The sequence below is a fragment of the Candidatus Nitrosocosmicus sp. FF01 genome (assembly GCF_047711275.1).
In the GTDB taxonomy this organism is placed as follows: Archaea; Thermoproteota; Nitrososphaeria; order Nitrososphaerales; family Nitrososphaeraceae; genus Nitrosocosmicus.
Genome location: NZ_JBLNIG010000001.1, coordinates 285,495 through 298,953 on the forward strand (window position 1 = coordinate 285,495; position 13,459 = coordinate 298,953).

At 35.9% G+C, this 13,459-nt stretch carries 19 protein-coding genes; 13 read left to right on the forward strand and 6 right to left on the reverse strand.

Translation table 11 applies throughout. The features are described from left to right. The first annotated feature begins 156 nt into the window (after positions 1-156). Genes ACMT7R_RS01520 through ACMT7R_RS01530 form a run of 3 tightly spaced genes read left to right on the forward strand, consistent with a single transcriptional unit; the run spans position 157 to position 1,472 of the window. Entirely contained in the window at positions 157-978 is an 822-nt protein-coding gene (locus tag ACMT7R_RS01520) for a hypothetical protein (protein ID WP_415309673.1), read from the forward strand. Then, positions 884-1,318, forward strand: a complete 435-nt coding sequence (locus ACMT7R_RS01525) for a hypothetical protein (protein WP_415309674.1) — start codon at positions 884-886, stop codon at positions 1,316-1,318. The genes ACMT7R_RS01520 and ACMT7R_RS01525 overlap by 95 nt, the downstream gene beginning before the upstream one ends. Next, entirely contained in the window at positions 1,287-1,472 is a 186-nt protein-coding gene (locus ACMT7R_RS01530) for a hypothetical protein (RefSeq protein WP_415309675.1), read from the forward strand. The genes ACMT7R_RS01525 and ACMT7R_RS01530 overlap by 32 nt, the downstream gene beginning before the upstream one ends. 196 nt (positions 1,473-1,668) lie before the next feature. Here ACMT7R_RS01530 and ACMT7R_RS01535 read toward each other — a convergent pair whose 3' ends face one another. The 3 genes from ACMT7R_RS01535 to ACMT7R_RS01545 all read right to left on the reverse strand — a co-directional run bounded on the left by ACMT7R_RS01535 (position 1,669) and on the right by ACMT7R_RS01545 (position 3,698). Continuing rightward, positions 1,669-2,730: an adenylate/guanylate cyclase domain-containing protein gene (locus ACMT7R_RS01535; RefSeq protein ID WP_415309676.1), complete on the reverse strand. Its 1,062-nt coding sequence runs from the start codon at positions 2,728-2,730 to the stop codon at positions 1,669-1,671. Between the two features lie 152 nt (positions 2,731-2,882). After that, the gene (locus tag ACMT7R_RS01540; RefSeq protein ID WP_415309677.1) at positions 2,883-3,134 is read right to left on the reverse strand and encodes a hypothetical protein; all 252 of its coding nucleotides are present in this window, start codon (positions 3,132-3,134) and stop codon (positions 2,883-2,885) included. A gap of 228 nt (positions 3,135-3,362) precedes the next feature. Further along, complete coding sequence (locus tag ACMT7R_RS01545; protein ID WP_415309678.1) at positions 3,363-3,698, reverse strand: hypothetical protein; 336 nt, start codon at positions 3,696-3,698, stop codon at positions 3,363-3,365. A 136-nt stretch (positions 3,699-3,834) separates the two neighbouring features. On the opposite strand from ACMT7R_RS01545, the gene ACMT7R_RS01550 reads away from it, so the two are divergent. Further along, positions 3,835-4,443, forward strand: a complete 609-nt coding sequence (locus ACMT7R_RS01550; RefSeq protein WP_415309446.1) for a DDE-type integrase/transposase/recombinase — start codon at positions 3,835-3,837, stop codon at positions 4,441-4,443. A gap of 254 nt (positions 4,444-4,697) precedes the next feature. Here the strand turns inward: ACMT7R_RS01550 and ACMT7R_RS01555 are convergent, their stop codons facing one another. Together ACMT7R_RS01555 and ACMT7R_RS01560 are read right to left on the reverse strand one after the other, a co-directional pair. Continuing rightward, complete coding sequence (locus ACMT7R_RS01555; RefSeq protein WP_415309679.1) at positions 4,698-5,165, reverse strand: NUDIX domain-containing protein; 468 nt, start codon at positions 5,163-5,165, stop codon at positions 4,698-4,700. Positions 5,166-5,339: 174 nt separating this feature from the next. Then, entirely contained in the window at positions 5,340-5,780 is a 441-nt protein-coding gene (locus tag ACMT7R_RS01560; RefSeq protein WP_415309680.1) for a response regulator, read from the reverse strand. Positions 5,781-6,572: 792 nt separating this feature from the next. On the opposite strand from ACMT7R_RS01560, the gene ACMT7R_RS01565 reads away from it, so the two are divergent. After that, positions 6,573-6,872 carry a hypothetical protein gene (locus ACMT7R_RS01565; RefSeq protein WP_415309681.1) on the forward strand — a complete coding sequence of 100 codons (300 nt, stop codon included), beginning with the start codon at positions 6,573-6,575 and terminating at the stop codon, positions 6,870-6,872. 393 nt (positions 6,873-7,265) lie between these two features. Beyond that, complete coding sequence (locus ACMT7R_RS01570) at positions 7,266-8,057, forward strand: ion transporter (protein WP_415309682.1); 792 nt, start codon at positions 7,266-7,268, stop codon at positions 8,055-8,057. 100 nt (positions 8,058-8,157) lie between these two features. Here ACMT7R_RS01570 and ACMT7R_RS01575 read toward each other — a convergent pair whose 3' ends face one another. After that, entirely contained in the window at positions 8,158-8,427 is a 270-nt protein-coding gene (locus tag ACMT7R_RS01575; RefSeq protein WP_415309683.1) for a hypothetical protein, read from the reverse strand. 322 nt (positions 8,428-8,749) lie between these two features. Here ACMT7R_RS01575 and ACMT7R_RS01580 point away from each other — a divergent pair, with 322 nt between their 5' ends. From ACMT7R_RS01580 to ACMT7R_RS01610, 7 genes are all read left to right on the forward strand, one after another. Next, positions 8,750-9,196, forward strand: a complete 447-nt coding sequence (locus ACMT7R_RS01580) for a PPOX class F420-dependent oxidoreductase (RefSeq protein ID WP_415309684.1) — start codon at positions 8,750-8,752, stop codon at positions 9,194-9,196. Positions 9,197-9,372: 176 nt separating this feature from the next. Beyond that, positions 9,373-9,666 carry a hypothetical protein gene (locus tag ACMT7R_RS01585; protein ID WP_415309685.1) on the forward strand — a complete coding sequence of 98 codons (294 nt, stop codon included), beginning with the start codon at positions 9,373-9,375 and terminating at the stop codon, positions 9,664-9,666. Positions 9,667-9,686: 20 nt separating this feature from the next. Continuing rightward, a complete protein-coding gene (locus ACMT7R_RS01590; protein WP_415309686.1) occupies positions 9,687-9,812 on the forward strand; it encodes a hypothetical protein in 126 nt (41 codons plus the stop codon). A gap of 233 nt (positions 9,813-10,045) precedes the next feature. Next, a complete protein-coding gene (locus ACMT7R_RS01595) occupies positions 10,046-10,447 on the forward strand; it encodes a hypothetical protein (RefSeq protein WP_415309687.1) in 402 nt (133 codons plus the stop codon). A 257-nt stretch (positions 10,448-10,704) separates the two neighbouring features. After that, entirely contained in the window at positions 10,705-11,115 is a 411-nt protein-coding gene (locus tag ACMT7R_RS01600) for a response regulator (RefSeq protein WP_415309688.1), read from the forward strand. Between the two features lie 220 nt (positions 11,116-11,335). Further along, positions 11,336-13,039 carry a SagB/ThcOx family dehydrogenase gene (locus tag ACMT7R_RS01605; RefSeq protein WP_415309689.1) on the forward strand — a complete coding sequence of 568 codons (1,704 nt, stop codon included), beginning with the start codon at positions 11,336-11,338 and terminating at the stop codon, positions 13,037-13,039. Between the two features lie 116 nt (positions 13,040-13,155). After that, positions 13,156-13,455: a hypothetical protein gene (locus ACMT7R_RS01610; RefSeq protein ID WP_415309690.1), complete on the forward strand. Its 300-nt coding sequence runs from the start codon at positions 13,156-13,158 to the stop codon at positions 13,453-13,455. Positions 13,456-13,459: the final 4 nt, after the last annotated feature.

Sequence of the window (13,459 nt, forward strand, 5' to 3'; positions counted from 1 at the left end):
TATAGTTAATTAATATTTAAGGCTATAACAAACTGCTAACGCGATTTCTACACTTGAGTGATTACCAATAAAATGATAAAATTCTATAACTATTAGAATATTAGAGTATTGCAATATCGCAGCAAATTAAATATACTTATTCAAATCAGTATGGTTGTGAACAATTCACTCACTGAAAATAAAAAAATCTACAAGCAAAAAAATATTAAGGTGCCGATTATAGCAGTAATAACTTTATCAATACTACTTTTAGTCGGTCCCACTTCCATGACCTTGAATGCATTCGCACAAGGTAATACCGCAAACCAAGCAATAGGACAAGCCCAGTCTTCAACACAACTTGGCGTTTGTGTTTCTGGAACAGGAACCCTTATATCATGCAATAATTTGAACGCTCAAAACCAAGCAAATAGCGGAAACAATGCAGCCGCTCAGCAAGGTGGCAATGGAGCTAATACCGCAAACCAAGCAATAGGACAGGCTCAATCATCAAGTCAGAATGCATTATGCGTTTCTGGAACAGGAACCTTTGTATCATGCAATAATTTGAACGCTCAAAACCAAGCAAACACTGGAAACAATGCTTTGGCTCAGCAAGGTGGTAGCGGAAGCGGTAAAGGTGGTAGCGGCGGAAACAGCGCCAACCAAGGTATCGGCCAATCACAAACCTCCAATCAAAATAGTGGCGTAGTTTCTGGTGGTAATACTGCTAATTCGGGCAACAACCAAAATACTCAAACACAGAACAATGCAGGCAATAATGCAGCTGCACAAAGTGGTGGCGGTGGCAGCGGAAGCGGTAAAGGTGGTAGCGGCGGAAACAGCGCCAACCAAGGTATCGGCCAATCACAAACCTCCAACCAAAACGCACAATGTGTATCTGGTGGAAACACAGCCAACTCCTGTAACAATACCAGCAATCAAAACCAAGCAAACAGCTGGAAACAATGCAGTAGGTCAACAAGGAGGAAGCGGTAAAGGCGGTAGCGGCGGAAACAGCGCCAACCAAGGTATCGGCCAATCACAAACCTCCAATCAAAACGCACAATGTGTATCTGGTGGAAACGTGGCCGACTCATGTAATAATACGAGCACTCAAAACCAAGCAAATAGCGGAAACAATGCAGCCGCACAAAGTGGTGGCAGTGGTAAAGGTGGAAACAGCGCCAACCAAGGTATCGGCCAATCACAAACCTCCAACCAAAACGCACAATGTGTAGCAGGCGGTTCATTGAGCAATTCTTGTAGTAATACGAGCACTCAAAACCAAGCAAATAGCGGAAACAATGCAGCAGGTCAACAATGGAGGAAGCGGTAAAGGTGGAAACAGCGCCAACCAAGGTATCGGCCAATCACAAACCTCCAACCAAAACGCACAATGTGTATCAGGTAAAGATGCAATTGTATCATGTGATAACGAGAGCTTCCAAAATCAGGTGAATAGTGGCAACAACGCATTAGGACAGCAATAAAATTTTCTTTTTTTTACTTTTTGAGTTTTATTACTAGCATCTTTTCAATTTCCCGCAGGATTTCCAGTCTATTAATTTGAAAATTCTTATCGATACCTATACAATCTACTGGTGGAACACGATTCGAGAGGAAAAATCATTTGAACTTTACTATTGAATGAAACCTTTTTACGAAAAGTTATCATCCTTGATTCGATCACTTGGTAAAAAGAGAATAAAGTCCATCATACGTATCATTTGAATAACTCCAAATTTCGGTATTGGTCTGTACTTTCCTGAACGATGCCTTTAATTTATCGTCTAAGTTATCAAAAAGTTTTTGACCAATCACCATGTGATCCGGCTCCGCGAGAGACGTCATTTTGACGGCTACACTAATAGTATACCCTATAAGATCCAAATGTGGTGCTTTGAACGTTACATTATCAAATTCATAAATATCTATGCCGTACTGTACTATGGCCACCTCTCCGTAGTCTATACCCACTCTAACCTTAAGTTCGGGATAATCGTATTGATTGAGTATGGGGTTTATCCCCTCCTTTAGAATCTTAATCATTGTAGATGCACAACTAATTACGTTACTAAATTGAAGAGAGGTTAAACCGTTAATATTTGATTTTATTTCTATCTTTTTACTTCGACCTTCACCTCTTGTTTCTTCTCCTTCACCTTCTTTCTTACGTAAGGATAGGTTACTTCCTTCAGCTTGCTCCTTGGGTCCATAGTCTTCTACTACAAAAAACGCTAGTACGGCATCACCAATATATTTTAGAACGTAACCGCCATACATTGCTATTGTCTTTGTCATTTCCTGTGTAAAGGCTCTAATTATTGTTGTTAGTCGATCAATTGGTAACGTCAGAGCCATTTTCGTGGAACCTACTAGATCAATATGCAACATGACTAACTTTAACTTGGATTCAGCATGTTGTTCTAAAATACTCTGGGTTTCTTTGACGATTATGTTTAGTTCTGGTTTTGATTTTAATGCTTTCCAAGTTCTAATTTGAGCTTCTTTTGTAATAGCATTGATATCTATGATTACATCTAAATAAAATTTGTTCATAAGATAATTAGAAATATTGCTGTCTGTCTTTCCTCCTTTTTCCTTGTTTTTCTCTTTTTCAATTATTGATTTAACAATATCTTCATCTATATCGAGTTCGAGGGATATAATTTCAGGTTCTAAACCTGAATTAAATAGATTTAATATCGTAGTTTTTTGATTAGGATCTTCGTTCGACTCTTTGGCCAATTATGCTATACTACCTGTTACAAAATATAAACATGGCCTGGATCTTTAGTCTTAATTTACTTTTTTCTTGAATTTAGATCAATCGATGCGACATTTGTTAATCCTCGAGCTGTCAATTGTTTATTTGTCGTTAATAGCAGTAATTTGGACCGTTAGTAGTTCCATCCATCAGATATCTCGTTCCACCATGAGCGATATTTACTAATGTCACTTCCAATCTCTTCTTTAATTCGAATCGATACAGAATGAAACATATTCTCCATTGAATCCTGACCCCCATCTTGATATAATTCTCTACCAATTTCTGTTATCCGCTCTTTCTTTGATGTCAATTCCTGGGAACTGGGATTTTGCAAATAATACGTAAATAAATCAATTAGTTCTTCCTCAAAGTATGCGTCCAATCCTTTGGATTAAGTCAGTCTTCTATTTATTACTGTTTGATCACTCCATGTGTTAACTAACTTGCATGGATCACAAGGGTAGACAAGCAAGCTAGCAAGCAGTAACGCCCGAATTGACTCAGGAGAATTTCTAGTTGTAGTTACCATGGGTTCTTAATTTTATTAATCGAGTTTAGGGTATTTCAAGGGAAACCTACGAAGATATCTACCTTTACTGATCCATCTAAGTTAGACTTCCTTATATGCTGTAGAAATTTCTACACTGATGTTTTTCCATTCCTCATAATTGCGAATAATGTATTCTCTGGCAGGATCTCTTCTGTTTCTTCTTACAGAAACCACTAGATCCATTGGTCTGGGATAAATATCTAAAAAGTAGCGAAAGGTTAACGATTTTGCATAAACAATCCTATGGGGTCGAACCTCTTCAATTACTTTATCTCCTAAGGAAAACACATCATCTCTGATTTTCAGCAACAATGTTTTCATTTCATCATTGTGATTTGCCAAGTGACTATCAAAGGAGATGCCTATTTTATCTGAGTGAAAACTGAAATTACCCATCTCAACTACAATCCCATAACTAAGCTATTTAATAGTTTAATAATGTCAAAATCGGGAAAATCGTGTAAGAAAGGCTTTAAAATGGGCTCTGTTAACTTAAGAAAATGATTTAGCTTGAAGATGCTCTATTTCTGTTATGTTAAGCAAAAGAAACAGAACACCTTCTTTAGATATTAGTCGCGCTTTGTATTTGTATTTTCTGGGATTATCAACCAGAGGCGTTGCCAAAGCAATGTTCTTTCTACACAAAGTCAGGAGAAGTCATGTAGCCATATGGAATTGGATTCAGAAACATAATCATCAAAGGATATCATCAAAGAGGAAGAAAATTTCAGAGTACCTAGTAGATGAAACCATTATTAAGGTTGGTTCAGAATACATCTGGCTATGGGTAGCAATAGAGCCTAAGAACAGGCAAATTCTCGCACTATCTATCTCCAAGGAAAGAAACATGTTCGTTGCTGAGAGATTCTTATCAGGTCTAGTTAAAATTCATGGAAAGCATCCTGTATCAACAGATGGTGGAACATGGTACCCTCAGGCTTGTAGGTTCCTAAAGATAAGACATCATCTTCATTCTCCTTTAGAGAAAAGCTTGATTGAAAGAACTATGCAATATATTAAGGACAGGACTGAAAGTTTCGATGATTACTTTCCGTGTCGAAAAGCAAACTGTAAACTAAATCATGTGATAAATTGGTTGAATCTATTTGTATGTAAACACAATAAGGATATAATGAATTAAGTTAACAGAGCCTTAAAATGGGATTAATCACTCGGTTTACCCCTTCCCGTTCCCCTAGTTCCCGATTCCCTGATATCATTATTCTTGAAATTTCAGAAACTAGTGTAAAAAATTTCCTTTCCAAAAACTTGGAATCTGCCATTTGCAGGATCTTTTTTGGGCATCGTAAAGCGTTTGAATTTGTTAAATTCATTTCGTGATCAACTAATAGTAGCGGTTTTCGCTTTGTCTGGATCGAATATGGCCAATTGATTTCAGGGATTGGCTCTATTTTTAGCCGACCAAAAAGTGCCACGTCCGAGGATCCACTCTTTATAGTCATTGATAATTATCTTATGGTCAAAAGCGAATGTGTCTTTTTCTATTAACTCTAAACTGAGCCAAATGATCTCTGAAGCATCATCTGCTGCCTTGGCCTCGATGCTTTTGTCTCCCTTAATCTCCCCTATAAAAACAATGGTCATGATATGTTTTCGTGGATCTCTCTTGGGATCTGAGTATACGCCTAATATTTCCAACAACCTTATTTCAAGAGTTGTTTCTTCTCTTATTTCTCTAATTATTGCTTCCTCTACCGTTTCATTCTCATTGACAAATCCACCAGGCAGTGCCAGCATATTCTTGAATGGATCTTTTTTTCGTTTGATGAGTAAAATATCCGACCCCCTTTGAATTATTGCATCCACAGTGGGGATGGGGTTCTTGTAATCCTTCGTGCTCATAACTGTACTATATATTATTTCATAGGTTATAGCACCTCATTTACTTTTCTGAAATATCAGGAGAAGTTAGTTCTTAGGTTTCAACTGTTCGATGTATTGATGAGTATTTCATGCCATTTAGTTGGTAAATCAGTGTATGTTAAAAAGTAGGTTGGTTTAATAAATTGTTTAATTTCATTGGGTAGTCTTGCATTCGTTCCATATATCTTCGATCATTCTTCTTAGATCTTCTAATGTGACTGGCTTTCGAATTACTCTGTCTATTTTTGTATTGGAATTTAGGTTTTGGCTAATTTCACTTTCAGTTATGTTATATGCCGAGATAATGATTATTCTTATTTTAGGGTTGATCATCTTGAACTTGTTAATTATTTCGTATCCGCTCATAACTGGCATACGCATGTCTGTAATTACAATACAATATTTTTCTGAGTTTTTTGAAAATTCATCTAGGGCCGATATCGGATCATCAAATGTGAATATCTCTATTCCATCAATTTCAAGCCCGCTCTTGTATACAAATAACAAATCTTTTTCATCATCGATTATCATTAATTGATTCGCATCATGATAATACTGATAATGTGTCTTGTCACTTGTATCCTTAATCAACATTAAAATTAATTATGATTGATATAAAAGTTTTTAAGATTATTTCGTAAATTAGAAACAGATATTGGAAGAGACTTGATTTTGAATATAATATTATTTAGAGTTCATTTTATTAAATAGATACCTTATGGGTCAAAAAGATATCTCTTTGTTCATAAAATATGTATTAGAGTTAACTAAATTGGCGGATATTTTTTGGAGTCAGTCCCGTGCAAGAGGTGATATTGGGAATTCTTGGTATATATTTATAAAATTGCTATTCCCGATTATCATACCTTGTGAAGATACGTACAAAGTTTTGTCATTATCTTGCAAACAGAAACCATGTCTTTGTTATATACTGATAGATAGTTACAGAATAGAATTGTTTGCACAATTTTCTTGCTATAACCAATAGTAAAATTTGATCACTAAAGAATGTCTATTCTTTCTTTTATATGTCAATGCGGGCCAATATGATGGTTTTCTCTCTTTTCAGTTCTTCTGCTTCAGCTTCTTTCCATGTACTTCTTATCATTGTCTCGCGGTATTCTTTAGTGTATAATTAACTTGGAGCCCTTGAGGGGCTCTAATCATGCCTGCTTTGAAAGCATTCATGAAAAAGAACTTTAACTCAAATCGCTACTAATCTATTTATGAATTGCTATACAAATTACCTTGAAAAGTCACCTGATTGTATGATTAAATTTTTTTTGGGTAGATGGTGATGATACCTATCCATTCTGACGTTGATTACTGCTCTTCGTTTGTAAAGGTAATAAATATCAAAAGTTATTCGATATAAGGTGGTTTTTTGTGTTAGTTAGGGTCTATTTTTACAAGGAGACTAATGCGGAATTAATGTACAATTTGCAAAAAGTTAGCCGAATAGCCCTCTATACTATTTACGAGCTGGTGTGGGAAGCCGAATTTAAGAATGTTTTAAACCCTGGCCGAATTTGGATGAGATTTGTGAATGAAGAAAATCCGTTCGGAATACCTCTAAAATGGAAACGACATCATTCAAAAATGTCTCTGGGTGATATAATCCAAATTGCCGATGAATTCTATATGGTCGTTAATATAGGAGTTAAGCGGATTGAGGTCATTGAATGATCCATTGTCGAATGCGATATCTTAGTCTTCCTTCTCAAAATCTTCGAGTCAAAAAAATCCTCTACTAAAGACATCTAGTGCTTTTCTAAAATCTTAATTTTCACCTCCTATTTAGAAGACCTGTAGTTATAGATTTCTATCTTTCTTGTAAAAAGCTCTGACATGCAACCTCCAATTCCTACATGACCTTTCTCTTCGCAACTCCTCATCAAAAAGAACACCAAATCAGGAAAATCCAGGTAAACATATTTTGTATTTTAATGACTATTAAGCAAGTCTATGGAGAATTGTCTTGACAAATTCGATATTGATCACTGCAGAAGTTCCGCCATTGCTATCGAGCCTCAATAATCCAAAGTTAAAAATATTCTTCCAGAGAGACATCAACATGATTTGCTAGATTCAATCAGAAAAATAGTTAATGAACCTTTCTTTAATCAGTTTATAACCATAGTCATACTGATACAAGCAGCCGTTTTAGTATTAGAAACAATTCCTGTCTTTAAAGAATATTATTCTTTTCTTGAATCAATCAGTACCGGCGTGCTTATTGTTTATATTATTGAAGCAGGTTTAAAAATTTCTGCCTCTTATCCTAACTTTTCTAGTTACTTTAAGAACGGCTGGAATATATTGGATTTTTCAATTATAGTACTATCCCTAATCCCTTTTGGTGGAGGGTACTCTACTATCGCACGTTTAATAAGGTTATTGAGAGTTACCCGACTTAGTAATAGATCAAAAGAAATGTCAGTAGTAGTAAAAACTATTATCAAATCAATTCCTAGTATGGTAAACATATTCTTACTACTATCGTTGCTATTCTTCATTTATAGCATTGCAGGTTATCATTTATTTAGTGCCACTGATCCGGCACATTGGGGTTCATTACCAAGAGCTATCATAACACTTTTCCAAATATTAACTTTAGAGGGTTGGGTAGAGGTTATGGCGCCTGCAACACATGCAAACCCGCTCAATATTATATACTTCGTCAGTTTTATTGTGATAGGCACATTCATTGTAATCAACATATTTGTAGCCGTCATTGTTAGAAAATCCGAAGAAGCATACAAAGCTTTAGAAGAGGAAATTAGAAACCCAGCTACTCAAAATGAGATACTGTTTGAAATAAAAGAAATTAGAAAAAAAATTGACGAATTGGAGTCTAGATTGACTAGATAAACAAGATTATGACTCTTCTATATAATTTGTGAATGGAGTAATTGAAAATTGACAATGCTTAAAGAACTGTAATTTTAATTTCGGTTAAAGTCAAAAAAATTTATTGTTGGCCTAGTCCCAAATCGCCTTCATTAACTTGGAATAATAATCCAACATTGTTACATCCAGTTAATGTAAATTCACCAGATACACATTGAGCATTCTGTTCGTTTGCTTGACCTTGTTCAATTTCTTGCTCTGCGTCATTGTGTTTCTTTTTACCACCTGCATATGCATAGTTGTCGCCAAAGGCTACTACTGAACCTATAAGTGCTGCTGCAATGAACATTGTGAATACTCCGATTTTATAGTTTTTTCTTATATTACTCATTTTAATCTAAATCTATATTTGAAATTAATTAAATCACAGTTTGGATATTTGTTACTATGTTATAAATCGGAATTTGTTTGCCTAAATTTTAAACGGTAAGAGAATTTTATCTCCTTCTAACAGTGTGTTACTACTATATGATTTGATATGGGTTTGTCTAAAAAACTAGTAGTATAATTTCCATGGTTCCACTGGTTACCACGCCTTCGCTTGCTCTTATAACAATTTGTGGAATTCTTTGCCATTGTCAGAGAAACCCTCTGTATGATATTGTCAAAATTTTAATTATCTACTTACATATCAAAATCCTAATATGGCACAAATGACCAATAATGAAATCTATGCCTTTCTAACTAAGGGAACCATGACTGCCAAAATATCCACCGCAAGTCGTATCGGGAAACCCCACGTCGCTCCTGTCTGGTTTGTAGTTGATTGGGATTTGAGTCAACCAGGTACCGACCTGGTAATTACTTTTACAACTTACAGCAAGTCTGTCAAGGCCAAACAACTAATTTCCAATCCTCAAGTATGTTTATGTGTGGATGATCAAACACCTCCTTATTCATTTATAATTATTAATGGGAATGTTGATATTGATCGATCTCCTAATGAAGAGGAACTTTTAAGATATACCACCAGGATTGCTGAACGTTACATGGGAACCGAGAAAGCTGAAAGATATGGAAAAAGAAATGCTGTACCCGGTGAATTAATAGTTAGAGTCCGACCAACAAAAATTATAGCACAGAAAAATGTCTCTGACTGATAAAATAAGTTAATCTTCTATGGTTGTTGAAATTATTAACGCTACAATAAGATGACTAAATATGTATAAATTTGCAGCGTTTGAACCACATTGTTAGATTGGGATTTAAGTACATCTATTTAAATTATTATGAACAAATCAACATGATGAAATATCTGTATTTATTGCTACTTTCAGTGATTTTTATTCCAATTTCTCAAGTGGCATATGGACAAAATATACTTGATGAGATAGGCCAGGCCTTTAATAATTTGACCACAGGAATGATGGGTGATAATCAAACCAACCAATCTGCCAGCAGCGGTTCAGCCAACCAATCTGCCAGCAGCGGTTCAGCCAACCAATCTGCCAGCAGCGGTTCAGCCAACCAATCTGCCAGCAGCGGTTCAGCCAACCAATCTGCCAGCAGCGGTTCAGCCAACCAATCAGATGCATCGGTGTTGGATCAATCCAAGAGTTACAAAACCTAACATCAGGAAATCAGGAATTATTGCAAAATGGAACATCAATTGCTCCAGAGAACAACTCGTTGGGAACTGGGTTGGAAAGGGAACAATATGTTGAATCTGAGAACCAGTCAAATGCCCTGTCAGCTGGGTCAAATAGTAGTCAATAAATAACCTATCTTTTCATTTTTTACTACCTAGATGCTGATAGGGAAGTTAACTTAGACTTCCGCAGAATCTAACTCTACCTACTATTATTACAAAAGATTATTGCCCCGTCCTATCGCTCTCATGCAGTTTCATTTTGTTTATAATATTTGAATGGAATTTTGACGAAAAATACTAACCTAGATACTGGGTTGCGATCAGCAATTATATAAATAATGATAACCAAATATCGGTGATGAAGTTTACATATCTATTCGCTGTTCCTATCCTTGTCTCTTTAGGTTCAATTTTATTATCCATCTCTAATGTTTACCCAGTTGATGGACAGACTATTCCTGCCAACTTGACGACATTAAATTCAACAGAGCCAGTCATAGATGCCACCTCTTCAAACCAGACAAACCAATATAACCAAACTACCACCACAGCAAATCTTACATCCCCTTCTTTATCGGACCCCTTGTTTAACGAAAAACTACTTAATTATACAAACAATGCCATTCTTGCCTTAAATGACGACAACGAAACAGAGATTCAACGAAATCTAGTTCAAATACAAAATGAGTTAATAAAAGCAATAGGGAAGCCGGTAGTGATTGTTCCAGCCCCAGCCCTTACTGGTTCTGGATCTGATTAATGCCTCAACAATTTTGGTTACTGTATGGATAACCCCAAAATTCGGGTGGGCCCAAGACGAATAATCCTATACTTTTGACAAAAAATTTCTCTGGTAACTGCTTTTCTGCCTGTTTGTACTTGCAGCTTACGAGATTTTATTTTAGAGCGAATTCAATGAATCCAATGGAACTATAAATAGTCTTTTAGTATATTTCGCCAGCATCAAATTGATCGCCGGAAAGATTCATTTAATGGAATTGCCATTCAATGTTATAATTGCTAACTGATTCTGATATCGACCACAAACATTCTATTATTTTGGTGGAAGATGATGTTGATGTTTCTAATATCTTGGCTGGACACTTTACTTTGGCCAAATTCAATGTATTCAAAGCCAAAAGTGCTGGAGCATGTCTAGACAAGTTGAAAGAGCTAGACTACAAAGTTGATGTAGTATTTATGAATGGTGCTATAGCCGCAGACCGTGGACCTATGCTAATTGTAAATATAAGAAAAGTAAGCCATGAAATAAAGATTTTTGCATTGGCTGAGAATGAAAATAACAAGACACGAGTCCTTGATTATGGTGCTGATGAATTTGCCATAAAACCGATTAGTCCAACTACGGTCGTTGAAAAGGTTAGCATGTTATTAATGAAACGACCCGCCGAGGCTCAACACACCTAAACCTGTGCTAATCTTATACCCTATTTATGGAACTTTTATTATTGCCTGTCAATTTGTAAGAATATCTATAACTTTTTTGAGTGGTGTGGTAATGGTTGCAAATATTTGATGATCCAGTACAACTTTGCGATCGTAAATCGATTTTATTTTCTTTAAATATCTTGAATCCCTAACGGTTGACATTACTTGAACCATAATATTGAAGATTCACTTTACTACCATGAAAAAACAAAACATTCTCAAGCTGAGTGTACTAAACTCTCATCATTATCTAGATTGGAATAATCGTCCAAATCCGTTTAAGGTTTATGCAAATTTGTCTTCTATTGCACTTCCATCAGACTTTCCAAAACCATCCATGAATGCAATTGATGCAATAAATGGGGATATATATGGTAAAGAAAAATCCCCGGGTTTGAAACTGCATGCAGATGAAGTTATTGAATCAAAGCATCATTATCGACCCATGAGGTTAACAGACCTATCATCCATCCTGTTTTTTACTTGTGGAGTTACAAGACAACTAAAATTCGATTCTGGAACTTTTTATATGCGGGCTGCTTCTGCTACTGGCGCCCTATATCCAATAGAGGTGTACCTTGTATGCAACAATTTTCCAGACGATAAACTGGATGCTGGAGTATATCATTTTAATCCCGGGGAATTTAGTCTAGTTCCAATTCGATCAGGAGATTATAGAAAAATTCTTTCCTCCTATGCTGGAAACGACGTGGAAATTCTCAAATCCCCCTTATCATTAATATTTACATCTAATTCCTGGAGAAATTCATGGAAATATCAATCCCGCTCTTATAGACATTGGTTTTGGGATTTAGGTGTTATCATTGCTAACTTGCTGGCTGTCATCAAGTCTATGGGATTGGAAACTCGCTTGAAAATGGGTTTTGTAGATGATCAAGTTAATAACTTGTTAGGATTACAAACGCATAGTGAAGCCTCATTACTTATTGCTTCTATTCATAGTAGCGCATTTCCTAACATGAACAAAAGTGAAAGAGATTCTGATGGTAATTTCTCTCCTCAATACAAAACTACTCTGGAACCACTGTCACATGAAACATATCCACTTTCATCCAAACAGACATTTTATCCTGATATATGGAAAGCATATGATGCTTCAAAATTGATTAATAATAGAGAAGTTATTTCATGGTCTAAAGTACAATCAATCAAAACAACGAAAAAAAATAGAGAAAAAAGTAATGTAAGGAAATTGTACGACCTCAGAAAGGATTTGTTCAATAACGATAGTATGGATGGAAACACGCTGGATATTGGTAAAGTAATCTTGAAAAGAGGATCCTCTAGACGTTTTTCAAATCTTTCTATTTCTCGCAGTGTATTCTCCACAGTGCTTTTGAATGCCTCATACCTTGACGGGAAAATTCCATTGGATTATAAAAGGGATAGTTCTGGCCTGATAGAGTTTTATGTTTTGGTCAATTCAGTAGAGGGTTTACCTAGCGGAGGATATTATTTAGACAAGCACGCCGCTATTTTGGAATTTTTGAAAGAAAAGCCTACCGATAATTATTCTGGCCATCTTTGCCTTGATCAATCCCTTTTTGCAAACGCTAGTGCTGTTATTTTTCTCATGGCTGACTTGAAAATGGTGCTCGAAATATTGGGAAACAGGGGTTATAGGGCAGCCCAGCTGGAAGCAGGAATAATCGCAGGAAAAATGTATCTTTTATCTTATGCATGTGGTATAGGTGCATCTGGCTCCACATTTTACGATAATGAGGTAAACACCTTTTTTAGTCATAGTGGTTTGCGTATGGAAACAATGATTGCAATAGGAATAGGTGTTCCCGCCTACAAGTCTAAACCAGGTAGTATATTGCCAGTAAGGCTGTCAAGGAAACAAATGATAGGCAATGTTAGTATCTCAAACAATTTTTGAAAAATACGACCTTTCACGTTGTCTTCGTGATTTTTGTTCCAATATGTGTACTAAAGAAGTAAAGTCTTTAATCATCTTAGTGATATCTATTTAAACCATAATTGATATGAGTTATCATGAGCGAAATTTCTAACACTAGTGAAAGTGGAAATACATACGGCACTTCTGATAAATCTAAGGGTTCTAAAGAACACCTTTCAGAATGGTCCGATATGATTTCTAAGGTAATCGACAAATTGACTGGAAAGGATCTACAAGTAACATATACCTTTGATGATGTCGAGATTGAGATTCAGAGGGCCAACGGTTCAGATGGCAAACATCATGCAGGTGCAAAGTGGAAAATCGATGGAAAAATCACGATATCGACAGAATTAGTTAATGATAGTAGAGCCAGCAATTCCGATACTTTATAGAAGT